The following is a 25284-nucleotide window of genomic DNA, read 5'->3' as shown; positions in this document are numbered from 1 at the left end:
CGGGCGCAGGACGGGTGCCTGGGCGGGTCGTACTCGGTGGCGCTCTCCGCTGCCCAGGGCGACGTCAAGGTCGCCGATGTTCCCGTGCGCAATGTTTCACGTGAAACATTCCTACGTTGGCCGCTGAGATGGGGCCCCCTCGGCTGTCCGTGCATCCCAAGTCGCCGGTGAGGAGCGCTTCCTGGGCCTCCAGAAATTGGCCGGCGGGGGGCGCAAGTTAGACGATGTGCAGTATCGCTTCGTTCTCGCGGATCGACGCGGATGCGATGAGTGGGTTCGTTGAGATTTGAAGGAGGACCTCGTCGACGGCCGCCCCCGGAGAGCACTGAAAGAGACGATGGAAGGGCCGTTTCACGTGAAACGGTGCGCTCTAGGGCGGCCTAGCCATTGAAGAGCTACGAGCTAGTCAGGTAGGAGAGGAGGCACTCGTCGGCTCGACTCGCTCCAACAGGCTCAACTTTTCTGATCGAAATTGCTCAACGGCCGCGGAAGCGTTTCACGTGAAACGCCCCTGCCGAGAAGACTGGACGCCCATGCGGATCACCGTGGGACCGGCTTCGACCGCAATGCTCGAAAGAGATCGCTCGCCTGACCAAACACCACCCCCCCGAGGCGGAATTGAGGTCGGAGAACCAAGCGAGAGGGGTCCCTTCGGCCCGTGGGTCTCGATACGTCGCGTTGTGGCTACTCGACCAGCATGGCGACGGGTGCTGGCGTCGATCAGCGTCGATAGAACAGGTCGTTTCCTAAAGATGGCGCGGGTGGCGATTGTGGTGAGCCTCGATTCGACGCACTACTGCTCTTCGCCGGTATGTCTGCGGAGATAGCGAAACGATTGGGGTGGACATCTTGCACCAGGCAATGCCTCACCTGGTACCCGCCGAGGGTCTCCGGGTCTCGATACGCAGCAATGCGATTCCTCGACCAGCATGACGATGAGGACCAGGTGCCGATCGAAGCCCTTGGGCCGGGTCGATTCCTGGTGGGTTTAGGGGGACGAGGGGGGCTTCACCACGCCGATCTACGGATACTCGACCGGCGCGGCGATGGGTGTCTGACGTTGTGGGGGTCGAGACGCGGCCTCGGCTTCCCTTGAGTCGGCACTACTGGTCTGTTGATGAAGACCAGGACACGTTGTTCGGCGGCTACTCGACCCATGTCATAGGAGAAGGGGGCGATCGCGGGTCTCGATATGCCGCGATCCGGCTACTCGTCTGGCATGGTTTCGCGCACTTGTTCAAAACGCTGCAGCCTCGCGACCAGGAGCGGACGCGCAGCGGACCGTTTCACGTGAAACGGTGAAGGTCAGGAGGCGGCGAGCTTCGCGAGGGTGGAGTAGACGTCGCCGAGGTAGCGGCCGGATGCCTCGATGGCCTGAGGAACGAGTGAGGTCTCGGTCATCCCGGGAAGGACATTCGCGTCGAAGAACCAGGGGAGTCCGGCCTCGTCGATGATGAAGTCGAGGCGCGACAGATGGCGGAGCCCCAGCAGCTCGTGGATCGCAACGGCCACGCGGGACACTTCCTCCGTGATCTCCGGCGAGATCCTGGCCGGCGTGTAGAAGTGCGTCTCCCCCGCGTTGTAGCGCGCTTCGAAGGTGTACTGGCCCGCGACGGGTGCGATCTCGACGGGCGGCAGTGCGAAAGGTCCGTCACCGAGGTCGAGAACACCGACGGAGACCTCGGTTCCCTGGATCTGCTGCTCGATGAGCACGACGTCGCCGTAGGTGTACGCCTCGACCATCGCTCGCGGGAGCTGCGACGACTCCGTCACGATGCTGACGCCCTGGGCTGATCCGCCCTGAGCGGGCTTCACCACGAGAGAGCCGGGCAGGTGCGCTTCCACCTGCTCCAGGATCCCGGCGGCTCCGAGCTCGCGGAAGGTCTCGCGGGGGAGGGTGACGGAGCGCGGGGTCGAGAAGCCGGCGCGAGCGACGAGCGTCTTCGCGGTCGGCTTGAACCAGGCCAGGCGCGCCGCGTCCGTCTGCGAGCCGACGTAGGCGAAGCCCGCCGCCTCGAGGAGCCCGAGGAGTGCACCGTCCTCGCCGCTCGCTCCGTGCACTGCGGGCCAGACGACGTCGGGACGCTTCTGCAGGAGCGTCGAGAGGAGGCCGGCGTCCGGTTCGTGCAGGGAGACGCGGTGGCCCATGGCGGACAGACGGTCCGCCACACGACGGCCCGACCGCAGGGAGACGTCGCGCTCGTGGCTGATGCCACCGCTGATAACGACGATGTCGAGTGTACGGTCGAGCACAGAGAAATCGGTCATGACCAGGGCTTTCTTATCGAAGGAGCGGTGTCAGGAGACGTTCGGCGGCAGGACGGCGTCGCGCTTGCCCGCGTCGGCGCTGCTCAGCCGGCCCGTACCCGCGAAGGTCGACAGCAGATCGAGCTCTCCGTTGATGACCGTGGCGAGGCGGCGGATGCCGTCTCCGATGCGCTCCGGCGTCGGGTAGCAGAACGAGAGGCGGATGTTCTGACGTCCGTCCCCGTTGCCGTAGAACGCGGTGCCCGGCGTGTAGGCGACGAGCTCCTTCACCGCGCGCGGCAGCATCGCCTTGGAGTCGAGCTCCTCGGGCAGCGTGACCCAGACGTAGAAGCCGCCGTTCGGGTTCGTCCAGCTGAGGCCGGGCAGATGGGTTTGCAGGCCCTTCAGCATCGCCTCCTTCCGTTCGCGGTAGACGCCCCGGAAGGTGTCGATCTGTCCGCGCCAGTCGGCCGTCTCGAGGTACTTCGAGATGACCAGCTGGCTGAAGGACGACGGGCTGAGGACGGCCGCCTCGTTGGCGAGGATCAGCCGCTCGCGGATCGCGTGCGGAGCGAGAGCCCAGCCCACCCGGAAGCCGGGAGCGAGCGTCTTCGAGAACGTGCCGAGGTAGATCACCCCGTCCTCCTCCAGCGAGCGCATCGCCTTCGGCGGGACGTCCTCGAAGTAGAGGAGGCCGTACGGGTTGTCCTCGAGCACGAGGATTCCCTCGGACTTGCAGATCTCGAGGATCTCGACCCGGCGCTCCCAGCTGAGGGTCACGCCCGCGGGGTTGTGGAAGGTGGGGATCGTGTACAGGAACTTGATCGTCTTGCCGGCGGCGCGCACGCGGGCGATGTGCTCGCGGAGGGCGGCGGGGATGAGCCCGTGCTCGTCCATCGGGACGTGCTCGACCTCGGCCTGGTACGACCGGAAGATGACCATCGCCGTGACGTAGCTGGGGCCCTCGGAGAGGACGACGTCCCCCGGGTCCAGGAACAGCTTGGAGACGAGCTCCAGGGCGTGCTGAGAGCCCGTGGTGACCACGATGTCGTCCGCGCTGGCGGAGATGCCCTCGAGGGCCATGACGTCGAGGATCTGCTCGCGCAGGACGGGGACGCCCTGGCCCGACCCGTACTGCAGCGCGACGGGTCCCTGCTCCCGCATCACGGTGTCGATGGCGCCGGTCACCAGGTCCTGGGGGAGCGCGGACACGAACGGCATGCCGCCGGCGAGCGAGACCACTTCGGGGCGTGACGCGACGGCGAACAGGGCTCGGACCTCGCTGGCGGCCAGACCGGCCGTGCGCTCCGCATAGGAGTTGTACCAGGGGTCGAGGTTGGTGCCGCGGTTGGTCACGATGGTTCCGCTTCGCTCGGTGGACAGGGTCTCTCCGGCCGGAGCCGGGTGGATCCACAGTACCGGCCGGTCCTGTACTGCGGCGGGGCGGTCGGGCGCCACCGCAGGGATCGTGGCCTGCGCCCCGGCAGGGCTGTTTCACGTGAAACAGCCCAGGAACGAGGAGAGCCCCCGTCATGACGTGACAGGGGCTCTCGGAGACCGCACGGGGCGGTCAGGGGTGCGAACTCAGAGGAACGCGGCCAGGTCGGCCTCGAGGGCCGGCTTCGGCTTGGCGCCGATGACGGTCTTCACGACCTCGCCCTTCTGGTAGACCTTCATCGCCGGGATCGACGTGATCTGGTACTTCGCGGCGGTCTGCGGGTTCTCGTCGACGTTCAGCTTGACGATCTCGATCTTGTCGCCGTGCTCGGCCGAGATCTGGTCGAGGATCGGCGCGACCATGCGGCAGGGGCCGCACCACTCGGCCCAGAAGTCGACCAGGACGGTCTTCTCGGAGTCGAGGACGTCGGACTGGAACGATGCGTCGGTGACGCTCTTCGCGGTGGACATGGTGTTCTCTCCTTCACGAGTCGGCGGGCTGCCGGCTCCGATGTGCGATGACCGGACGGTCAGCGGGTGATGAGCTCGGCCCGGGGTGAGCCTTCGGTGTGGGCGGTGCCATCGGCGAGCGAAGCGAGGTAGTGCTCCGCGTCGAGGGCGGCGACCGTTCCGGATGCCGCGGCGGTGACGGCCTGACGGTAGGTCGGGTCGATCACGTCGCCGGCGGCGAAGACGCCGGGAACGGAGGTCTGGGAGGAGCGGCCGACCACCGAGATGGTGCCCTCGGTGGTGAGGTCGAGCTTGCCGTGCACGACGTGCGTGCGCGGGTCGTTGCCGATCGCGATGAACAGGCCGTCGAGGTCGAGGTGGGACTCGGTGCCGTCGACCGTGTCGCGCAGCTTCACGCCGTCGACGTGGTTCTCACCGGTGATGCCGGTGACCTCGGCGTTCCAGATGAACTCGATCCTCTCGTTGTCGAAGGCGCGCTTCTGCATGACCTTCGAGGCGCGGAGCGAGTCCTTGCGGTGGATCACGTAGACCTTCGCGGCGTGCTTGGTGAGGAAGGTCGCCTCCTCCATGGCGGAGTCGCCACCGCCGACGACGGCGATGGTCTTGCCCTTGAAGAAGAAGCCGTCGCAGGTGGCACACCACGAGACACCGTGTCCCGACAGGCGGTCCTCGTCGTGGAGGCCCAGCTTGCGGTACGCGGATCCGGTCGCGACGACGACGGTCTTCGCCTCGATGCTCTCGCCGGAGCCGAGGTGGACGGTCTTGACCTCGCCCTCGAGATCGAGGGAGGTGACGTCGTCGTAGAAGGTCTCGGCGCCGAACTTCTCGGCCTGCGCCTGCATCGAGGTCATCAGCTCGGGGCCGAGGACGCCGTCGGGGAAGCCGGGGAAGTTCTCGACGTCCGTCGTGTTCATCAGGTCGCCGCCGATCTCGACCGACGAGGCCACGACCACCGGGTGCAGTTCGGCGCGCGCCGCGTAGATGGCGGCGGTCCAGCCGGCGGGGCCGGATCCGATGATGACGATGTCGCGCACGGCAACTCCTCGGGGTCTGTACGAGCGGTGACGGGTGGGGCGGGAGCCGAGCACCCGGAGCCGGTCGCTCGAATCGTTCCGCGGCTCCGTGGGCTACAACACATCCTAGGCGGGCACTATTCCGCGGGCCCGGTAGCGTGGGCAGTGCTACGGTCCGGTCGACTCAGCAGAACCGGAAAGGGCCTCTGACCGGGTTTTTACCGGAGCAGCATCAGCGGCCCAGTCGGCGGAGCACCGGAGCGAGGACGGCGCGCAGCTCCGGCACCCGGAGGAACCAGAGGACCGCGAAGTAGACGAGCGCCATCACGGTGCCGATCGCGGCCATCGAGAGCAGCGGCTCCACGTAGTTCGAGACGGCGAAACCGCCCGCGCGCGTGCCGCCGAGGGCGACCAGGACGCCGTAGCCGGCGGCGGCGGAGGGCACCGCGGCGAGGACGAACTGCGCGAGCCTGACGAGGATCCGCCTGCCTCCGCGGCCGCCGAGCCGGCGGCGCAGGAGGAGGGCCGCCACGAGGGCCTGCACGCAGATGCCGAGCGAGGTCGCAGCGGCGATGCCGACGGCGGTGCGGTCGGCGGGGAGCCGGAGCACCATCAGGTACCCGGCGACCGCCACGACGACCTGCACCAGGGTGAACAGGAACGGCCGCGCTCCGTCGCTCAGGGCGTAGAACGCGCGCTGCATGATGGCGATCGAGGAGAACAGCGGCAGGGCGATCACGTAAGCCATGGCGATCGCTCCGATGGCCTGCGCGTCCGCGAACGAGTCGGTGAAGACGGAGCCGAACGGCACCGCGACCACGACGATCGCGGCGGCGGCGAAGACGAGCATCATCAGCACCAGGCGGAGCGAAGTGGAGACGTCCGAGCGGAACTCCTTCATCTCGCCCCGTGCGGTGTGGCCGCTCATCTTGGTGAAGTACGCCATGGCGATCGAGATCGCGATGACCGAGTGGGGCAGCATGAAGATCAGCCACGCCTTCTGCAGCGCCGCGGCCGAGGGCCCCTCGCCGGACGCGGTGGAGGAGACCTGGCTCTCGACGATGCCGGCGACGATGGTCAGCAGCACCGTGGCGAACGACCACAGCGACATCCGCCCGGCCGTGCCGAGGCCGACGCCCCGGAAGCGGAAGTCGGGGCGGTAGCTGAGGCCGACCCTCCGCCAGAAGAGCATCAGGAACAGCGACTGGACGACGATGCCCAGCGTCGCGCTCCCGCCGAGCAGGGTCACCATCGCCGGGGACCACGAGTCGACCGGCCGGTTCCCCTCCGGATCGGCGCCGAACACCACCATGAAGGCGACGAGCCCGGCGATCACCACGACGTTGTTCAGCACGGGCGCCCAGGTGAAGGGGCCGAACGAGCCGCGGGCGTTGAGCACCTCGCCGAGGATCGTGAACAGGCCGTAGAAGAAGACCTGCGGCAGGCACCAGAACGCGAAGGCGACGGCCAGCTGGTACTGCTCCGGTCCGTAGCCGGGCGCGTAGAGGCGCACGAGCAGGGGAGCGAGGACCGTGGCGGCGATCGTGGTCACCAGGAGCAGGCCGAGCGCCAGGGTCAGCAGGCGGTTGATGTAGCCGCGGCCGCCGTCGGCGTCGAGGCCCGCCCGCACGATCTGCGGGACGAGGACGGCGTTCAGAGCGCCGCCCGCGATGATCGAGTAGATCGTGTTGGGGAGCAGGTTCGCCGTCGTGAAGGCGTCCGCGCCCGGCGCGACCGCGGCTCCGATCGTGTTCGCCATGACGATCGACATGATGAAGCCGAGGATCCGCGAGACCATCGTGCCGGAGGCGAGGACGGCGCTCGCGCGTCCGAGGGAGAAGCTAGCCACGCGGGTCCGATCGCTGGTCGTCGAGATCGGGCTGGACCTCGAGCACGGCGTTCGGGTCCTCCTCGTCCTCAGGGGTGTCGCCTCGACGGCGACGGCGGATGTTGCGGAGGATGCCGGCTCCGAAGACGACGACGAGCGCGATCCCGATGACCAGGGTGCCGACGGTCTCCCAGTCGGCGCGGACGCTGGTCGTCATGCCCGTGGGGGTGCCGATGGGGACGCCCTGCGCCGAGGTCAGCTGCAGGCCGAGGCTCGTCTCGCCGTTGCCGACCCGGGCCTTCACGGGGATGAGGACGCGGCCCTGCGAGCGGGCGTCGATCTCGGTGGTCTCGATCGCCTCCTCGTCGATGTCGAGGACGGCGTTCGAGGTCGAGGCCTGGATGCGGACGGCGATCGGCCAGGGGAGCTCGTTGCGGACGTACACGGGGATGCTCGAGTCGCGGGAGACCTGCAGGATGCTGCCGGTCGCGTCGATCGACACCAGCGAGAGCGTCCGGTCGGCCTCGGTCATGGCCGCGCCGACGGCGTCGCCCCAGCCGCTGCCGTCTCCGCGCCAGGTCACCGAGAGCAGCGCCAGCACGTCGTTGCGGCTCTTGCCCGACAGCAGCTCCGGCTCCTGCAGCACGGAGGAGAACGCCTCGACCTCGGAGCCGGCGTCGAGCAGGTCGCGCACCCGGTCGAGCCGCGACTCCGACTCCGGCGAGTCGACGACGCTCGCGCCCTCGGTCGCGGGGACGGCGAGGGCGGTGGAGAGGGCGACTCCGCGGGCCCAGGGCAGCGACTCGATCGCGTCGAGGGTCTCGGAGAGGCGCGCGGCGCCGATCGCCGAGCCGCGGCCGAGGGTGAGCACGACGTCCGGCGCGGTCCCCTCCTCCTGCACCTCGGCGAGATCGGTGGCGATCTCGGACATGCGGGCGCGCCACTCGGTGTCGTCGGTGGCGGTGGCGGCCGCGTCGAACGCCTCGGTGAGGCGCGAGTCGGCCACGACCAGGTCCGAGTCGCCGACGGTGGCGCGCGAGGTCGTGGTCACCTCCTCCGGCAGCAGGAGACCGGAGGAGGGGACGACCGTGCGGTTCATGCCGCTGGCCGCGTAGACGTCGAGGTCCGACCCGCGGAGGGTGCCCTCGTCGGGCCAGGCGACGCTGCCGAGGGAGGTGCTCCAGTCGGAGGCGAGCAGCGACTCGGTGCTCGGACGCGCCGGCAGGTCCTCGGCCGGCTGGTCGGAGTCGACGGCGACCGTGGGCGCCGGGCTGGCGGTGCCGGGGACCGCGGCGAAGCGGGTGTCGTCGATCGCGTACTCGAAGGAGGTGGGAGAGAGGAGCGCGGAGAGCCCGGCCTGCGCCTGGGCCGAGACGTCGGCGTCGGCGTACGGCAGGGCGAAGCGCTCGTTCGGCACGGACTGCAGCCGGTCGAGCCAGTCGAGCGCCGACTCCGGAGCGGCGCTGCCGAGGATCCGGATCGAGGCGAGGATGCGCGGGTCGACCCCGATCGTGACGCCCTTCCCCGCGACCGCGTCGAGCTGCCGGGTGAGGGTCCCCGTGCCGTCGGTGTAGTCGGCGAGGGCCTCGGCCGAGAGCAGGCCGTCGGCCGTGTCCGGGACGGTGAGCGGGACGAGGACGCTGACGCCGGTCTCGCGCTCCGGGGCCGCCGCGTCGTCGGTCAGCTCGACGGCCGTGCGGGCGGTCGAGACGACACCACCCGGACCGGTGACCGTGACGAGGACGGCGTGGGTGCCGAGCGCGGTCCGGTCGTTGGAGAAGGGGATCTGGTCGACCGGCACGGTGAGGCCGGCCTCGGCGGTGCTGGAGGGCAGCAGGCGCAGCTGGGCGGTCGCACGGACCGGGTCGGTGTCGTTGTCGGCCTCGGCGTCGAGCCAGTCGTGCAGCTCCGCGCGGGTGTCGAGGGTGGCGTAGGAGAGGGCGACCGTCACGTCGGCGCTGTCGATCGCCTCGGTGGTGCCGTTGCGCACGGCGATCGAGAGCTCGAGGTCCTGGCCGGGCCGCAGGACGCCGTCGCTGCCGGCCCCCGCGGTCGTGGTGACGGTGCCGGGAGCGGGCGTCGAGGTCGCCGTCGCGGCGGAGATCGGGGCCGCCAGCGCGGGGGAGGCCACGCCGGTCAGGCCGAGCGCGAGAGCGGCGGCACCTGCCGAGCGGAGCAGGAGGAGGGCCGCCCGCGAGCGGCGGGAGCGGAGGGAGGGGTCGCGCCGATGCATCGGACTCACTCGGCCTCCATGCGGGTGATTCTACGGGCAGCCCTCCTCGGGGCAGGCGGTGCGTCCGCTGTGCACGCGGTTCCCCCCGTAACCCCCTGGCACGGTCACCCGCTGCCGGGACACCCCCCGCCACTAGGATCGTGCGAATGCACAGCGTCCAGACCGCTCTCGAGACCCTCCGCGCGCTCGCGGGGACGCCCACGGTGACGCGGCTGGCGGAGGCGTTCGCGGCCCAGGGCCACGAGCTCGCGCTGGTCGGCGGCCCGGTCCGCGACGCCTTCCTCGGCCACGGCGTGCACGACCTCGACTTCACCACCTCCGCGCGCCCCGACGACATCGTGCGGGTCGTCGCTCCGATCGCCGAGGCGCACTGGGACATCGGCCGGGCCTTCGGCACGATCGGCGCCCGCGTCGCCGGCGAGACGGTCGAGATCACGACCTACCGCAGCGACAGCTACGACGGGGTGAGCCGCAAGCCCGAGGTCGAGTTCGGCGACTCGCTCGAGGGCGACCTGGTGCGGCGCGACTTCACGGTCAACGCGATGGCGCTGCGGCTCCCGGAGGTCGTCCTCGTCGACCCCTCGGGAGGAGTGGAGGACCTGCTCGCCGGCCGGCTGCGCACCCCCTCCCCCGCCGACCTCTCCTTCGGCGACGATCCGCTCCGCATGCTCCGCGGCGCGCGCTTCACCTCGCAGCTCGGCTTCCGCACCACCGACGAGGTCGAGTGGGCGATGGCCGAGCTCGCCGGACGGATCGACGACGTCTCGGCGGAGCGCGTGCAGGAGGAGCTGCGGAAGCTCCTCGCGACCGCCACGCCCCGTGCCGGCCTGGAGCTGCTCGTCGACACCGGTCTGGCCGGTCGCTTCCTCCCGGAGCTGCCCGCGCTGCGCCTGGAGCAGGACGAGCACCACCACCACAAGGACGTCTACACCCACAGCCTCACCGTGCTGGAGCAGGCGATCGCGCTGGAGGAGTCGCGGCACCCCGGAGCCGCGCCCGACGTGGTGCTGCGGCTCGCCGCTCTCCTGCACGACATCGGCAAGCCGGCCACGCGGCGGCTCGAGCCGGCCGGAGCGGTGAGCTTCCACCACCACGACCTGGTCGGCTCCAAGCTCGCGATCAAGCGGATGCGCGCGCTGAAGTTCGACAACCAGACGACGAAGGACGTGGCCCGCCTCATCGAGCTGCACCTGCGCTTCTTCGGGTACACGGACGGCGCGTGGACCGACTCCGCGGTGCGCCGCTACGTGACCGACGCCGGGCCCCTGCTCGAGCGGCTGCACATCCTCACCCGCGCCGACGTGACCACGCGCAACCGCCGCAAGGCCGACCGGCTCGCGCACGCCTACGACGACCTCGAGGCGCGCATCGCGGAGCTCGCCGAGAAGGAGGAGCTCGCCTCCAAGCGCCCCGACCTCGACGGCACGCGGATCATGGAGATCCTCGGCCTCGCCCCGGGCCCCGAGGTCGGGCAGGCGTACCGGTTCCTGCTGGAGCTGCGGCTCGAGGAGGGTCCGCTCGGCGAGGAGGTCGCGACGCAGCGGCTCCGCGAGTGGTGGGCGTCGCGCTGAGGCGCTGAGCCGGGCCCCGTGCTCGCCTCGCCCTGCGCCCGGGATGGTGCGCATCGAGCGGATCCGTCCGGCGCGTCGCGGCGGTCCTGTTGTAGTCTGTACAGGTTGTCCACGACCAGACGCACTCGCGTCCGCGGGAGTGGGCAGATGCTACATACCCTCCTGTCACGGAAATACCGTGGCCGTTCAGTCCGAAGGAGGTGGGTTAGTGACGCATCAGTACGAGATCATGGTCATCCTGGACCCCGAGATCGATGAGCGCACCGTCGCTCCGAGTCTCGACAAGTTCCTCAACGTCATCCGCACCGATGGTGGATCCATCGACAAGGTCGACGTCTGGGGCCGCCGTCGTCTGGCGTACGAGATCAACAAGAAGTCCGAGGGCATCTACGCCGTCGTCGACTTCACGTCGACCTCCGCCGCAGCGAACGAGCTCGACCGTCAGCTGAAGCTGTCCGAGGCCGTCATGCGCACCAAGGTGCTGCGGGCCGAAGAGGGCATCGCCCAGGTCGCGGCCGCCGCGAAGCTCGCCGACGAGAAGGCCGCCCGCAAGGCTGCCAAGGCCTCGGCCGCTCCCAAGGCGTAGCGCTCATGGCCGGCGAGACGATCATCACCGTGGTGGGGAACCTCACCGCCGACCCCGAGCTGCGCTACACGCAGGGCGGGCTCGCGGTCGCGAACTTCACCATCGCCTCCACGCCGCGCACCTTCGACCGTCAGGCGAACGACTGGAAGGACGGCGAAGCGCTGTTCCTCCGCGCCTCCGTCTGGCGCGAGTTCGCCGAGAACGTCGCAGGAACGCTGACCAAGGGCAGCCGCGTCATCGCGACCGGCCGCCTGAAGCAGCGCTCCTACGAGACGAAGGAAGGCGAGAAGCGCACCAGCATCGAGCTCGAGATCGACGAGATCGGGCCCTCGCTGCGCTACGCGACCGCGCAGGTCACGCGCGCCTCCGGTGGAGGCGGACGCGGCCAGGCCGGTGGCGGCCAGGGCAACGGCGGTCAGATCGGCGGCGGCCAGGGCGGCTTCGGCGGCGGCGGTCAGGGGGGCTCCGGCAACGCCGGCGGCAACCGTGGCGGTCAGGCCGAGGAGCCGTGGGCGCCGAGCGCTCCCGCCGGTGGCGACGTGTGGAGCACGCCGGGCAGCTACAACGACGAGACGCCGTTCTGAGCCTCGGCTCGGACGCTCTCCTCACCTGAATCACGCCTCCCCCGCACCGCGATCGCTCGCGGCGGGGCAGGGGCGAACCAGAATCTAAGGAAACCACTATGGCTGGAAAGAGCAGCGGCGACCGCCGCAAGCCGATCCGCGGCAAGGGCGCGAAGAACGCGGCCCCCGCGAAGTCGGTCCGCGTGGGTGTCATCGACTACAAGGACGTCGCGACCCTCCGCAAGTTCATCTCGGAGCGCGGGAAGATCCGCGCCCGTCGTATCACCGGCGTCTCCGTTCAGGAGCAGCGCCTCATCGCCCGTGCCGTCAAGAACGCCCGCGAGATGGCGCTCCTGCCCTACGCCGGCAGCGGAAGGTAGGTAACGGTATGTCCAAGGTCATCCTGACCCACGAGGTCGACGGACTCGGCTCGGCCGGCGACGTCGTCGACGTGAAGAACGGGTTCGCCCGCAACTACCTCATCCCGCAGGGCTTCGGCGTCGCGTGGACCCGCGGTGGCGAGAAGCAGGTCGAGCAGATCAAGTCGGCGCGAGCCGCTCGTGAGCACAAGACCATCGAAGAGGCCCAGCACACCAAGCAGGTCCTCGAGGCCAACCGCGTGAAGCTGACGGTCAAGGCCGGCAAGGACGGCCGCCTGTTCGGCTCGGTGAAGACCTCCGACATCGCGAATGCGGTGGCGGCGGCCGGATTCGGCGAGCTCGACAAGCGCAAGATCGTCATCTCGAACGCGATCAAGCACGTCGGCGAGCACGAGGCCGTGGTGCGGCTGCGCGACGACATCCAGGCCACTGTGAAGCTGCAGGTGGTCGCGGCCAAGTAAGGCCGCGAGAACGCCGCGGAGGGCGGTGCGACGGGACTTCCGAGTCCCCTCGCACCGCCCTTCGTCGTTCCCGTTCTCCACAGCTCCATCCACATACACCCTCCGGCGGGACCAACCTTCACTGTGGTCTTGAGACTCTTTTCCCCACACACCTGTGGAAAGCAGGAAATGCCTGGTCAGGAGCCGGAAAAAACTTGCTGAGGGCCGCTGATCCCACAGGGTTGTCCACACGTTGCCCACAGTGGGCCCGGCGTTTCCCCTCGGTTCTGCACAGCTCTCTCCACAGGGCGGTTTGCGTGCCGCGGGCGGCGGTCCGTAGGGTGGCGCAGCGCCCCGCGAGGGGTGCGGGCAGGCGCCCGTGCGCCGCTGTCGGAGGTCGCTGGTAGACCGGATCCCGGCACCGGCTCGACCGGACGCGCAGCACCCGACAGGAGGAGGCGAAGGCATGACGATCGCGCACCTGGCGGTACCCGGCTCGGACGGACGGGACGGTCGCGGAGACCGCAGCGAGTCGCGCGGGAACGAGCGGACCCCTCCGCACGACCTCCTCGCCGAGCAGTCGGCGCTGGGCGGCATGCTGCTCTCGAAGGACGCGGTCGCCGACGTCGTCGAGAGCGTCAAGGGCACCGACTTCTACATCCCCAAGCACGAGATCGTCTTCGACGCGATCCTCGCCCTCTACTCGCACGGCGAGCCGACCGACGTCATCGCGGTCACCGACGAGCTCACGAAGCAGGGCGAGCTGCAGCGGGCCGGCGGCGCCGACTACCTGCACACGCTCACCTCGATGGTCCCCACCGCGGCCAACGCCGGGTACTACGCCTCCATCGTCGCCGAGCGCGCTCTGCTGCGCCGCCTCGTCGAGGCGGGCACCCGCATCGCGCAGATGGGCTACCAGGGCGAGGGCGAGGTGCTCGACCTGGTCAACACGGCGCAGGCCGAGATCTACAACGTCACCGGCTCCGAGACGGCGGAGGACTACGTCCCGCTGACCGACGCGGTGACCGTCGCGATCGACGAGATCGAGGCGGCCGCTCACAAGGACGGCAGCTTCACCGGCGTCCCCACCGGCTTCGCCGACCTCGACGACCTGACCAACGGCTTCCACGCCGGGCAGATGATCATCGTCGCCGCGCGCCCCGCGCTCGGAAAGTCGACGCTGGCGCTCGACTTCGCCCGCGCCGCCGCGATCAAGCACAACATGGCCACGATCTTCTTCTCCCTCGAGATGGGGCGCAGCGAGATCGCGATGCGCCTCCTCTCGGCCGAGGCGTCCGTGCCGCTGCAGCACATGCGCAAGGGCACGGTCGACCAGCGCGACTGGACGACCATCGCCTCGACCCGTGGCCGGATCAACGACGCGCCGCTCTACATCGACGACTCGCCCAACATGACCCTCGTCGAGATCCGGGCGAAGTGCCGCCGGCTCAAGCAGCGGGTCGGGCTCAAGATGGTCGTCATCGACTACCTGCAGCTGATGACCTCCGGCAAGAAGGTCGAGAGCCGCCAGCAGGAGGTCTCGGAGTTCTCGCGTGCCCTCAAGCTCCTCGCGAAGGAGCTGCAGGTGCCGGTCATCGCGCTCTCGCAGCTGAACCGAGGCCCCGAGCAGCGCGCCGACAAGCTCCCCGCGATCTCGGACCTCCGCGAGTCCGGCTCGATCGAGCAGGACGCCGACATGGTGATCCTCCTGCATCGCGAGAGCGCCTACGAGAAGGACAACCCGCGCGCGGGCGAGGCCGACCTCATCGTCGCCAAGCACCGCAACGGCCCGACCCGCACGGTGACCGTGGGCTTCCACGGCCACTTCTCGCGCTTCGCCGACATCCCGGCGGTCTGACGTGACAGGTGCTGCTGCCGTCCCCGAGCCCGTCGACGTCCCGCTGGGCGGCGGGTCGATCCGCCTGGGCCAGTTCCTCAAGTTCGCGGGGATCCTCTCGGGCGGCGAGGCCAAGGAGGCGGTCGCCGAGGGGATGGTGACCGTCAACGGCGAAGTCGATCTGCGCCGCGGGCGCCAGCTCGTCGTCGGCGACGTCGTCGGGTTCGACCGGAACCGCTTCCGCGTCTGCGAGTGAGCACGGCCGCGCGTCGACGGGTGCGATCGGCCGAGACACCGCGGAACGGATGAGACGCCGCTCAGAGGCGGGCGCGTCGGCGTGTTGAGCGGTGGCTCGGCGCACACTGGCTCCTGGACATCCCGGGACGACAGGAGACGCGCGTGCAGCTCGGCATTCACTTCATGAACTTCACTCTGCCCGGGGGGAGCGCGCAGATCGCGCCGATCCTCGGAGCGACCGCGCGGACGGCCGAGGACGTCGGCTGCGCCTGGTTCACGCTGATGGACCACTACTTCCAGATGGAGCACTTCGCGACGAGCGAGGATCCGATGCTCGAGGGATACACCTCGCTCGGCTTCGTCGCCGGCCGGACGGAGCGGATGCGGCTGGGGCTCCTCGTCACCGGCGTGACGTACCGCCATCCGGGACTGCTCGCGAAGATCGTCACCACCCTCGACGTGCTCTCCGGCGGGCGCGCGATGCTCGGCATCGGCGCCGCCTGGTACGAGCGCGAGCACCTCGGGCTCGGCGTGCCGTACCCGCCGCTGAAGGAGCGGTTCGAGCGGCTGGAGGAGACGCTGCGGATCTGCCGTCAGATGTGGAGCGACGACGACGGGCCGTTCGAGGGGACGCACTACCGGCTGGCCGAGACGCTGAACCACCCGGCGCCGATCCAGCAGCCCGGCCCGCCCATCCTCATCGGCGGCGGCGGAGAGAGGAAGACGCTGCGGCTGGTCGCGCAGTACGGCGACGCCTGCAACCTGTTCGGCACCGGCGCGGACGACGTGGCGCACAAGCTCGACGTGCTGAAGCGGCACTGCGACGACCTCGGGCGCGACTACGCGACGATCACGAAGACCATCACCGGGGGCGGCGATCCGATCGGCGACCCCGACGGCTTCGTCCGCGCGATGGAGGAGTACGCGGCGCTGGGGATCGACCACGTGCAGCTGGCGCCGGCCGGGCCGGATCCGGAGGGGTACGTCGCCCGGCTGGGCGAGGGCGTGATCGAGCGGGTGGCGGCTCTCGGCTGAGGGCTCCCGGGACGCACGGTACCCGGACCGGCGCCGGTGCCGCGGGCGTCACCGCTGATCCGCTCCGCCGGCCGGGTTCGCCGTCACCGGCGCGAGGACTCCGGTGGCGGCCATGTCCCGGGTCGGGGGACGCCGTCGGCGGATCCTGCCCCCCGTCAGGGTCGCGGCGTAGACGCGGGCGAGGAGCGCGACCTACGGTTCGAGCCTCCCACCTCGGGTTATTGAGCTCACGCTGACGTGGGCAGATCGCTGGCCTCATGCCGCACGTGTCCTCTCGCACCTCGCTCCGCCGTCATCGGCAGAACCGCAGAAGAGGGGCGATCGGGACGGGTGTCGTCCTCGCCGTCGTGGGCGCCGCGCTCTTCGCCGGCGTCTCGGCGCAGGCGGCCACTGCTCCCGACCTCGGCACGGCGGAGGACTACTCCGTCCTGGCCGCGTCGACCGTGACGAACACGGGGTCGAGCGTCCTCGACCAGAGCGTCGGGGTCAGCCCGCTGACCGCCGTCACCGGGTTCCCGCCCGGACGGACGGACGGAGTGATCCACCGCGGAGACGCGGAGGCGGCTCAGGCCCAGGCCGACGTGGGCACCGCCTACGGACAGCTCGCCTCGCAGGCGACGACCGCGCAGATCGGCACCGAGATCGGCGGCAGCACGCTGAAGCCCGGGGTCTACACCGCGGCCGGACCGGTCGGAGTGACGGGGACGCTCACGCTCGACGCCGAGGGCGTCAACGAGGCGGTCTTCGTGATCCGCGCCGCGTCGACGCTGACGACGGCCTCGTCGAGCACGGTGGCCCTGATCAACGGAGCGCAGGCCTGCAACGTCTACTGGCAGATCGGCAGCTCCGCGACTCTCGGCACCGACTCGGACTTCGTGGGCTCCGTGCTCGCCTCGGTCTCGATCACGGTGACGACGGGCGTCTCCGTCGAGGGCCGCGCACTGGCCCGCACGGGAGCGGTCACGCTCGATTCCAATGACTTCACCGAGCCGGGCTGCGAGCCCTCCGACGGCGGATCGTCGCCGACGGCGACTCCGACCATCACGCCGACCGTGACGCCGACGGTCACGCCCACCGTGACCCCGACGGTCACGCCGACCGTGACGCCGACCGTGACCCCGACGGTCACGCCGACCGTGACGCCGACCGTGACTCCGACGGTCACGCCGACCGTGACGCCGACCGTGACTCCGACGGTCACGCCGACCGTGACCCCGACGGTCACGCCCACCGTGACACCGACGGTCACTCCGACCGTGACGCCCACGGTCACTCCGACGGTGACCCCCACCGTCACGCCGACAGTGACGCCGACGGTCACGCCGACGGTCACGCCGACAGTCACTCCGACCGTGACGCCGACGGTCACGCCCACTATCACCCCGACCGTCACGCCGACCGTGACTCCCACCGTCACCCCGACGGTGACTCCCACCGTCGTGCCGACTGTGACGCCGACGGTGACTCCGACGGTCACGCCCACCATCACTCCGACGGTGACTCCGACGGTCACGCCCACCATCACTCCGACGGTGACCCCGACGATCGCGCCCACCGTGGCTCCGACGGTCACGCCGACGACCACGCCGACGGTGACTCCCACCACCACGCCGACCGCGACGCCCACGGCCTCGCCCACTCCGACCGCGACCACAGCGCCGCGACCGGCGCCCTCCCACGCCGCGGTCGTTCCCGTGTCCGGGTCGAACGGTCCCCGCGGTCCGGCTCTCGCCTCGACCGGAGTGGACGCCGCAGCGACGGCGACCGCCGGAGTGCTGGGCCTGCTCGCCCTGCTCGGCGGCGGTCTGATGCTCCTCACCCTCCGACGCCGCGGTGAACGCACCGGGAGCTGATCCCGGCTGATCACCGGCAGCTGATCATCGCCAGGCCGTGCGCCGGACTCCCGAGGGGTCCGGCGCACGTCTGCGTCCACGATCGCGTTCCGCCCGTCTCTCCGGTGTCCTCGCCGATGCGTGCAGGCCCGCTCGTGGGTCGAGACGCCGCTCCGAGCGTCGGGGCACCGCTGAGCAGGCGGTGTCTCGGACGTGGCGCGGTGTCCGGGCAGGAGGCGGGTGCGCGTCCTGGTGAGCACGCACTGCTCGTGACACGGGTGTATCCCGGTGCCGTCGGGCCCGCTCGTGCGTCGAGACGCCGCTCCGATCGCCGGGACATCGCGGTAGGGGCAGTGCCTCGGGGCGGAAGGCGGCATGCGACGAGTGCGCGACCGTTCTGCTCGAAACGCGGGCGTCCGCTCGATGCCGGGTCCGCTCCGCCCGGTCGTCAGACCCCGGCCAGCTCGGCGCGGAAGGGCGGGTCCGCGCCGATGCGGGAGGCGGTGACTCCCGCCGCCCGGGCCGCCCACCGGCCCGCCGCGAGGAGGGCGTCCTCGTCGAGAGCGGTGGTCCCGCTGTCGAGGAGGGTGTCGATCAGCCCGGCCATCGCCGTGTCGCCCGCGCCGATGGTGTCCGCGACGGCGATGCGGGAGGCGGGGACGACGACCCGGGCCCGGCGGGACGCGAGGACCATCCCCTCGCCGCCCCGCGTGACGACCGCCAGCGAAGGGCCGGCGGCCAGGAGGCGGTCGAGGACGGCGTCGACGGAGTCGCCGGGGTGGAGCCACTCGGCGTCCTCGTCGCTCAGCTTCACCAGATCGCAGCGCCGGAGGAGCCGCTCGAGGACGCGGTGGACCTCGGCGCGCGGAGGGAGCACCTCGGGCCGGATGTTGGGGTCGAGGCTGACGGAGGTCCCGGGCGGCAGACGGTCCAGCAGATCCGCGACCGCGTCGGCGCCGGGGTGCAGGAAGGCGGCGATCGACCCGGTGTGGAGGTGCACGGCTCCGTCGGGATCGATGCGGTCCGGGTCCCAGCTGAGGTCGAACTCGTACCGGGCCGACCCGTCGGCGCCGATGACCGCCGCCGCGGTCGACGTGGTGCCGCGCGCGGGCGCCGACACCGCGACTCCGGACTCCTCCAGGTGCGCCCGGGCCCGGCGTCCGCGCTCGTCGTCGCCCAGGGCGGTGGCGAAGCGGACGGAGCGGCCGAGCCGGGAGAGGGCGACGGCGACGGTCGCGGGCGAGCCGCCGACGTGCTCCGACCGGCTCCCGTCCCGCTCGACGACGTCGACGACGGTCTCGCCGACGACGAGGACGCGAGAGCCGGAGCCCGAGCCGGGGCCGCTGCCGGAGCCCGCGCCGGGCCCGCTCACTCCGCCGCCGCGCGGACCTGCAGCGTCGTGAACGGCGCCGACGGGAAGACGAGCTGGGTGAGGGTGCTGAGACCCCCGCCGAGGAACACCTCGACCACCGAGGCGTCGACGACGATGCGGACCGGGATCCGCCCCGACTCGTCCGGCCCGGGCAGCGGAGCCCAGTCGACCGAGGGGAAGGACGCCGCGAAGTCCACCGCGCCGCTGCGCGTGCGGTCGCAGGTCAGCACTCCCTCGTCGCCGTCGACCGTGAGCACCACTTCGTCGTCGGTCGTGCCGGTGAGCAGGCGCAGCTCGGTGCGGTCGCCGGGGAGGCGGGACACGTCGACGTCGAAGACGCGGACGTCGCGGGACGCGGGCCCTGTCGGGAGGACCGCCCGCTGCGCGAGGCGGAGACGGCCGTCGGCCCCGCGGACGAGGTCGAGCTCGCGCACGAGCGACATCGACGAGCGCCACGGGCCGGTGGGCGTCTCGTTCGCGTAGTCCCAGTTGCTGGCCCACGCGATCGTGAGGCGGCGGCCCTCGGGAGCGTCGTTGAAGGAGACGGCCGCGTAGTAGTCCCGGCCGTAGTCGAGCCAGTCGTAGTCGGCGGGGTCCTCGGACGCGCTGATCCGGTCGGCGGTGAACTCGGCTCCGTCGAAGTCGCCGAGGAAGTACTGGCTGCCGGAGCCGCCGGCGATGCCGCCCGGGTTGAGGCTCACGATCATCATCCAGCGGACCTCGTCGGTGCCGCGCACGCGCAACGGGAAGAGGTCCGGGCACTCCCAGACGCCGCCCGTGGCGTGGGCGGGGCCGAAGTGGGAGCGCCGGGTCCACGCGATCAGGTCGGGCGAGGTGTAGACCGCGACGCGGCGGTCGACCGCCTCGACGGCGACCATCACCCAGTGGCCGTCGTCCCCGCCGAACCAGAAGACCTTCGGATCACGGAACTCCGCGGAGCCGATGTCGAGGACGGGGTTGCCCGCGTACCGGGTCCAGGTGGCGCCGTCGTCGACGCTGTAGGCCAGTGCCTGGGCCTGCGAGGCCCCGGTGCCGTCCGGGAGGGCGTCGCGGGCGGCCGTGTAGACCGCGACGAGGGCCGTCTCGCCGGGGCCGGCGAAGCCCGCCGTGTTGCGGACGTCGGCGACCGCGCTGCCGGAGAAGGCCATCTCGCCGTCGAGGACGGGGATCGCGACGGGCTGCTCGCTCCACGACACCAGATCGGTCGAGGTCGCGTGGCCCCAGGACATGTTGCCCCAGGTGCTGCCGGTCGGGTTGTTCTGGAAGAAGAGGTGGTAGGTGCCGTTGTGGAAGAGGAGCCCGTTCGGGTCGTTCAGCCAGGTGGATCGGGCGGTGAAGTGGGCGGACGGACGCCAGGCGTCGGTCGTCGTGGTGATGGTCACAAGGGCTCCTGAGGAGAGGGGTTCGGTGCGGCCGGACGAGGGGCGCGGGCGGCTGCCGCCCGCGCCCCCGGGGACTACTCGCCGCCGTTCTGGAAGCGGTCGTAGGCCTGCTGGTACGTCGCGGTCACGTCGGAGGCGCCCATCGACTCCAGCTGCGAGACGTAGGAGTCCCACTCGCTGTCGACGGTGCCGTTGACGATCCAGGCGGCGAACTTCTCCTTCACCAGGGTGTTGATGTCGGTCAGCGCGTACGAGACGCGGTCGAGCTCGTCGTTCGAGAGCATCACCGGCGGGTAGGCGTCGTTCGCCTTGTAGGGGAGGTAGTACTCGTTCACCAGGTCCTGGCGCTCCTTCGCGCGCGGCTCGGGGGCCACGACGGTCTCGAAGTCCTTCTCGGTGGTGATCTTCGGGCCGCCCGGGGCGACCTTCTGGCGGCGCTCGCCCTCGGCCTCGCCGGCGGCGGCGGGGATCTGCACGAGGAGGCCGGTGGCCTCGTCCTTCTGGAGGGTCACGCCGAGGGGTCCCCAGCTGCTCTGGGCGCTCATCTCGGGGTCGAAGAGGCGGTCGGCCCAGCGCATCGTGGCGGCGGGGTACTCGTTGGAGCGGGTGATCGCCATCGCGCCGCGGTTGATCTCCTGGTTGCTGGTGACGCTGGCGCGCTTCTCGCCGTCGACGCCCTCGAGCACGCCGAGGATCGCGTAGTCGCCGAGGCGGTCCTCGCCGACCATCTCCTTCGCCTCCCACCAGAAGAAGGAGCCGAGGACCGGGGTGTCGGCCTTGCCCTTGGAGAGGAAGGCGACGTCGTCCTGCGAGAACGACTCGGGGTCGATGAGCCCGTCGGCGTACCAGTCGGAGAGCGCCTCGACGCCCTGCTTGTAGCCGTCGGTGTCGGCCGTGAACTGCACCTTCCCGTCGACCACGATGCGGTGGTCGTTGTTCTCCGGCTGGCCGCCGAGCGCCGCGATCAGGTCGTGCGGGTTGCCGCAGAAGGAGTCGGTGCGGAAGGACAGCGGGATCTCGTCGGCCTTGCCGTTGCCGTTGGGGTCGCCGGTTCTGAAGGCCTCGAGCGCGGCCCGGTACTCCTCGATCGTCGTCGGCATCGGGAGGCCGAGCGCGTCGAGCCAGGCGGTGTTGATGAAGAGGAAGTTCGGGTACTGGAGGATCCCGAGCTCCTCGACCGAGGGCAGCGTGTAGATGTGGCCGTCCGAGGCGGTGAGCGCGGCGCGGATGTCGGGCCGGTCCTCGAGGATCGCGGAGAGGGTCGGCGCGTGCTCCTCGATCAGGTCCTCGAGCGGGAGGAGCGTGCCGTTCTCGCCGTACTGCACGATCTCGGCGTCGGTGAGGCCCGAGTTGAACAGCACGTTCGGCACGTCGTCGCTGGCGAGGAGGAGGTTCTTCTTCTCGGCGTAGACCTGCTCCGGGAGGTTCTTCCAGTCGATCGAGATGTTGGTGTCCTCCTCCCACTGCTGCACGAGCTGCATCGAGGAGTAGTCGGGGGACAGGGCGGACTTGGTGCCGCCGAAGGTCAGCGACAGCGTGTCGTCGACGATCGGCAGGCCGGTCTCGTTGAAGCCGACCTCGCTCGAGCGGTCCTGGACGGGGTCGTTCCCGCCGTCGGTCGTGCAGCCGGCCAGGAGCAGTCCGCCGGAGAGGGCGAGTGCGGTGGTGGTGAAGAAACTGCGGTGTCTCATCGTTCGTGTTCCTCTTGTCGAAAGGGTGGTGCGGGAGGGGTGGAGGGTCAGCTCTTCACGGCGCCGAGAAGGGCGCCCTTGGTGAAGTGCTTCTGCATGAAGGGCAGGACGATCAAGAGGGGGATCGTCGAGACGACGATCATTCCGTACTTGATCAGCTCGCCCAGGCGCTGGGCGGCGGCGTAGGAGTCCATCGCTCCGGAGCCGCCTGCGGAGGTGACCTCGGACTGGATCAGGACGTTGCGCAGCACCAGCTGGAGCGGGTACTTGCTCTCGTCGTCGAGGTAGATCAGGGCGTCGAAGAAGGCGTTCCAGTTGGCCACGAGGTGGATCATGATCATGAGGAAGATCAGCGGCTTCGACAGCGGCAGGACGATGCTGAAGAAGAAGCGGAAGTCGCTCGCGCCGTCCATCTGAGCGGCGTCGCGCAGCTCGCCCGGCACGTTGTTCTCGAAGAAGGCGCGGGCGATGATCAGGTTCCAGACCCCGACCGCGCCGGGCAGGACCACGGCCCAGATCGTGTCCAGCATCCCGAGGTCGCGCACCACCAGGTAGCGGGCGATCAGGCCTCCGTCGATGAACATCGTGAGGATGAAGATCAGGAGGAAGACGGTCCGCCCGTAGAGGTCCTTCCTCGACAGGGCGTAGGCCGCGCAGAGGATCGTGCTGACGCTGATCGCGGTGCCGACGACCGTGTACAGGACCGAGTTGCCGAAGCCCTGCCAGATCGCGCCGTCCGAGAAGATGCGCCCGTAGCCCTCGAGCGTGAAGCCGGCCGGCCAGAGCCAGACGTTCCCGTTGAGGATCTGCGACGGCTCGCTGAACGAGGCGATCACGATGAAGTACATCGGGTAGACGATCGCGACGATCGCCAGGAGCAGGACGGCGATCGCGATCGTGTTGAACACGGGGTCCGCGTACCGTCCGGTGCGCTTCGCCGGCGCGGTGCGGCGAGGGGGAGTCGGTGCCGACGGCTCGCGGACGGCGCGGTCGGGGTGGATGGTCTGTGTCATGGCGTCGTCACCAGAGGCTCGATTGGCCCGCACGGCGGGCGACCTGGTTGAAGGTCGCCAGCAGGACGAGGTTGATCAGGGAGTTGAAGAGGCCGATGGCGGCCGAGTAGCTGAACTGCGCCTGCTGCAGCCCCGCCTTGTAGACGTAGGTCTGGATCACCTCGGAGGTCGGGAGGTTGAGGTCGGTCTGCATGAGCAGGACCTTCTCGAATCCGAGGTTGAAGAGATTGCCGATCGCCAGGATGAACAGGATCGTGATCACCGGCAGGATGCCCGGGATGTCGATGTGGCGGATCCGCTGCCATTTGCTCGCTCCGTCGACGCGGGCGGCCTCGTGCAGAGCCGGGTCGATCGCGGTGAGGGCGGCGAGGTAGACGATCATCGAGAATCCGGCGTTCTGCCAGATGTCGGAGCCGATGTAGAGGGGCCGGAACCAGTCCGGCGAGCCCATGAAGAACACCGGCTCTCCCCCGAGGGCGACGATCGCGCTGTTCACGATCCCGGACCGCGGCGAGAAGAGCAGGTGGATCATGCCCACGACCACGACGACCGAGATGAAGGACGGCGAGTAGAGCACCGTCTGCGTGAACTTCTTGAACCGCTCGCTCTGCAGCTGGTTGACGATCAGCGCGAGCACGATCGGCACCGGGAAGGCGATGAGCAGCCCCAGGGCGTTCACCGTCAGGGTGTTCTCGATCAGGCGCCCGAACTGGAACGACGAGACGAAGCGGGTGAAGTTGTCCAGGCCCACCCACGGGCTGCCCGAGAAGCCGAGCGACGGGTTGTAGTCGCGGAAGGCGATCTGGGCGCCGTACATCGGCCAGTACTTGAACAGCGCCACGAAGACGAGCGCCGGGGTCAGTAGTACGTATAACTGCCAGGAGCGCAGGGCGCGCCTCGCAGCGGAGCCGAGGCGCTGCCTCGGGCTCAGGAGGCGCCGTGGCCGGGGGATCCCGGGGGCGGACTTCATCGTCGTCATGCGCGCACCTCTGCACTCGTCACCGATCCGCGGAGGACCGGTGAGCAATGGATGGGATGGGGTCGGGGCTCCTCGCGCGGTTCCGCGAGGAGGAGGGAGACGGCGTCGCGGGCCATGCGCTCGTGGGGGAGCGCGACGGTCGTGAGGCCGGGGTCGAGGTAGGAGGCGAGGGTCTCCTGGTCGTCGAAGCCGACGATGGAGCAGTCCTCGGGCACGCGGAGGCCGCGCGCCTCGAGAGCCCGGTAGGCGCCCCAGGCGGTGCGGTCGTTGCCGCAGAAGATCGCGGTGGGGGGATCGGCCTCGTCGAGGAGCTCCGCGGTGAGCGCGAGGCCGTCCTCGACGGTGCCGCCGGAGCCGTGCCGGACGAGGCGTGGGTCCACGGTGAGGCCCGCCTCCTCGAGGGCGCGGCGGTAGCCCGCCCGCCGTCCGACACCCGCAGGGAGGTCGCTGTCGGCGGGCTGGATGTCGATGTAGGCGATGCGGCGGTGGCCGGCGCCGGTCAGCTGGCGGGTGGCGGTGTACCCGCCCTCCTCCTCGTCCGGGAAGACGCTCGAGAAGCGCCCGCCGGCGGACTGCGCGTTCACGACCACGGTGGGCACGTCGCCCAGCGCCTCCGGTACCTCGACGACGCGGTGGTACATCGAGGCGTAGATGACGCCGAGCACGCGGTACGACAGCATCATGTCGATCGCCGACTCCTCGAGGGCGCGCTCGCCGAAGGTGTCGACGCTGAGGATGATGTGGCCGCTCTCCCAGGCCCGCATCTGCGCGCCCTTCAGCAGGCGGCCGGCGAAGGGGGAGCTGGCGACCTCGTCCGAGACGAAGCCGATCATGCCCGACTGCCCGCTGCGGAGCGACTTCGCGAAGGCGTTGGTGCGGTAGCCGAGATCCTCGACCGCCTCCATCACACGGGCTCGGGTGGCCTCGGTGACGCGGTTGCCGGGAGCGTTGTTGAGCACGAGGGACACGGTGGCCTGGGAGACGCCGGCGCGCTCCGCGACCTGCCTCATCGTCGCCGTCCGTCCGGCCATGACCCACCTCCTCGTGGTCTTGGTTATTCGTATAACTGGAAAGTACACATCCGAGAGCGCGGCGTCAACATCCGATTCCGCGAGCCCCGGTCGGCAGGTCGCGAGA

At 70.1% G+C, this 25284-nt stretch carries 21 protein-coding genes; 9 read left to right on the top strand and 12 right to left on the bottom strand.

Annotated elements, in window-relative coordinates; genetic code table 11:
- Window positions 1-1305: 1305 nt before the first annotated feature.
- The 6 genes from GSU40_RS16795 to GSU40_RS16770 all read right to left on the bottom strand — a co-directional run bounded on the left by GSU40_RS16795 (window position 1306) and on the right by GSU40_RS16770 (window position 9229).
- The gene (locus GSU40_RS16795) at window positions 1306-2268 is read right to left on the bottom strand and encodes an ATP-grasp domain-containing protein (protein ID WP_160036024.1); all 963 of its coding nucleotides are present in this window, start codon (window positions 2266-2268) and stop codon (window positions 1306-1308) included.
- Between the two features lie 30 nt (window positions 2269-2298).
- The gene (locus tag GSU40_RS16790; protein ID WP_160036022.1) at window positions 2299-3603 is read right to left on the bottom strand and encodes a PLP-dependent aminotransferase family protein; all 1305 of its coding nucleotides are present in this window, start codon (window positions 3601-3603) and stop codon (window positions 2299-2301) included.
- Between the two features lie 228 nt (window positions 3604-3831).
- Window positions 3832-4155 (bottom strand): thioredoxin, encoded by a 324-nt coding sequence (gene trxA / locus GSU40_RS16785; protein ID WP_104222687.1) that lies wholly within the window; start codon window positions 4153-4155, stop codon window positions 3832-3834.
- A 59-nt stretch (window positions 4156-4214) separates the two neighbouring features.
- A complete protein-coding gene (gene trxB, locus GSU40_RS16780) occupies window positions 4215-5189 on the bottom strand; it encodes a thioredoxin-disulfide reductase (protein ID WP_104225794.1) in 975 nt (324 codons plus the stop codon).
- A gap of 211 nt (window positions 5190-5400) precedes the next feature.
- Entirely contained in the window at window positions 5401-7017 is a 1617-nt protein-coding gene (murJ, locus tag GSU40_RS16775; RefSeq protein WP_244229530.1) for a murein biosynthesis integral membrane protein MurJ, read from the bottom strand.
- The gene (locus tag GSU40_RS16770) at window positions 7010-9229 is read right to left on the bottom strand and encodes a DUF6049 family protein (RefSeq protein ID WP_160036020.1); all 2220 of its coding nucleotides are present in this window, start codon (window positions 9227-9229) and stop codon (window positions 7010-7012) included. The genes murJ and GSU40_RS16770 overlap by 8 nt, the downstream gene beginning before the upstream one ends.
- A gap of 146 nt (window positions 9230-9375) precedes the next feature.
- Here GSU40_RS16770 and GSU40_RS16765 point away from each other — a divergent pair, with 146 nt between their 5' ends.
- The 9 genes from GSU40_RS16765 to GSU40_RS16725 all read left to right on the top strand — a co-directional run bounded on the left by GSU40_RS16765 (window position 9376) and on the right by GSU40_RS16725 (window position 17731).
- Window positions 9376-10800 carry a CCA tRNA nucleotidyltransferase gene (locus GSU40_RS16765; RefSeq protein ID WP_160036018.1) on the top strand — a complete coding sequence of 475 codons (1425 nt, stop codon included), beginning with the start codon at window positions 9376-9378 and terminating at the stop codon, window positions 10798-10800.
- A 208-nt stretch (window positions 10801-11008) separates the two neighbouring features.
- Window positions 11009-11386 (top strand): 30S ribosomal protein S6, encoded by a 378-nt coding sequence (gene rpsF, locus GSU40_RS16760; RefSeq protein WP_068207796.1) that lies wholly within the window; start codon window positions 11009-11011, stop codon window positions 11384-11386.
- Window positions 11387-11391: 5 nt separating this feature from the next.
- Window positions 11392-11970, top strand: coding sequence for a single-stranded DNA-binding protein (locus tag GSU40_RS16755; protein ID WP_104222691.1), 579 nt, complete (start codon window positions 11392-11394; stop codon window positions 11968-11970).
- Between the two features lie 98 nt (window positions 11971-12068).
- Window positions 12069-12329 carry a 30S ribosomal protein S18 gene (gene rpsR, locus GSU40_RS16750; protein WP_055784551.1) on the top strand — a complete coding sequence of 87 codons (261 nt, stop codon included), beginning with the start codon at window positions 12069-12071 and terminating at the stop codon, window positions 12327-12329.
- 8 nt (window positions 12330-12337) lie between these two features.
- Entirely contained in the window at window positions 12338-12790 is a 453-nt protein-coding gene (gene rplI, locus GSU40_RS16745; protein ID WP_104222692.1) for a 50S ribosomal protein L9, read from the top strand.
- Between the two features lie 445 nt (window positions 12791-13235).
- Window positions 13236-14627: a replicative DNA helicase gene (dnaB, locus tag GSU40_RS16740; protein ID WP_160036016.1), complete on the top strand. Its 1392-nt coding sequence runs from the start codon at window positions 13236-13238 to the stop codon at window positions 14625-14627.
- A 1-nt stretch (window position 14628) separates the two neighbouring features.
- Complete coding sequence (locus GSU40_RS16735) at window positions 14629-14862, top strand: RNA-binding S4 domain-containing protein (protein ID WP_104268809.1); 234 nt, start codon at window positions 14629-14631, stop codon at window positions 14860-14862.
- A 143-nt stretch (window positions 14863-15005) separates the two neighbouring features.
- Window positions 15006-15878 carry an LLM class F420-dependent oxidoreductase gene (locus GSU40_RS16730; RefSeq protein ID WP_244229529.1) on the top strand — a complete coding sequence of 291 codons (873 nt, stop codon included), beginning with the start codon at window positions 15006-15008 and terminating at the stop codon, window positions 15876-15878.
- A 266-nt stretch (window positions 15879-16144) separates the two neighbouring features.
- Window positions 16145-17731 (top strand): ice-binding family protein, encoded by a 1587-nt coding sequence (locus tag GSU40_RS16725; RefSeq protein ID WP_160036014.1) that lies wholly within the window; start codon window positions 16145-16147, stop codon window positions 17729-17731.
- A gap of 427 nt (window positions 17732-18158) precedes the next feature.
- On the opposite strand, the gene GSU40_RS16720 is transcribed toward GSU40_RS16725, so the two are convergent.
- The 6 genes from GSU40_RS16720 to GSU40_RS16695 all read right to left on the bottom strand — a co-directional run bounded on the left by GSU40_RS16720 (window position 18159) and on the right by GSU40_RS16695 (window position 25178).
- A complete protein-coding gene (locus GSU40_RS16720; protein WP_160036012.1) occupies window positions 18159-19082 on the bottom strand; it encodes a PfkB family carbohydrate kinase in 924 nt (307 codons plus the stop codon).
- The gene (locus tag GSU40_RS16715; RefSeq protein ID WP_104323836.1) at window positions 19079-20464 is read right to left on the bottom strand and encodes a glycoside hydrolase family 32 protein; all 1386 of its coding nucleotides are present in this window, start codon (window positions 20462-20464) and stop codon (window positions 19079-19081) included. The genes GSU40_RS16720 and GSU40_RS16715 overlap by 4 nt, the downstream gene beginning before the upstream one ends.
- 74 nt (window positions 20465-20538) lie before the next feature.
- On the bottom strand, window positions 20539-22155 hold the full coding sequence (locus GSU40_RS16710; protein WP_160036010.1) for an ABC transporter substrate-binding protein: 1617 nt from the start codon (window positions 22153-22155) through the stop codon (window positions 20539-20541).
- A gap of 47 nt (window positions 22156-22202) precedes the next feature.
- Window positions 22203-23168 (bottom strand): carbohydrate ABC transporter permease, encoded by a 966-nt coding sequence (locus tag GSU40_RS16705; protein WP_104268804.1) that lies wholly within the window; start codon window positions 23166-23168, stop codon window positions 22203-22205.
- 7 nt (window positions 23169-23175) lie between these two features.
- Window positions 23176-24147 (bottom strand): ABC transporter permease subunit, encoded by a 972-nt coding sequence (locus GSU40_RS16700; RefSeq protein WP_244229528.1) that lies wholly within the window; start codon window positions 24145-24147, stop codon window positions 23176-23178.
- Complete coding sequence (locus GSU40_RS16695) at window positions 24144-25178, bottom strand: LacI family DNA-binding transcriptional regulator (RefSeq protein ID WP_104282809.1); 1035 nt, start codon at window positions 25176-25178, stop codon at window positions 24144-24146. Before GSU40_RS16695 ends, GSU40_RS16700 begins: the two co-directional genes overlap by 4 nt.
- Window positions 25179-25284: the final 106 nt, after the last annotated feature.

It is taken from the genome of Rathayibacter sp. VKM Ac-2805 (assembly GCF_009834265.1).
Taxonomy (GTDB): domain Bacteria; phylum Actinomycetota; class Actinomycetes; order Actinomycetales; family Microbacteriaceae; genus Rathayibacter.
This window is presented reverse-complemented; position numbering and strand designations above follow the sequence as displayed.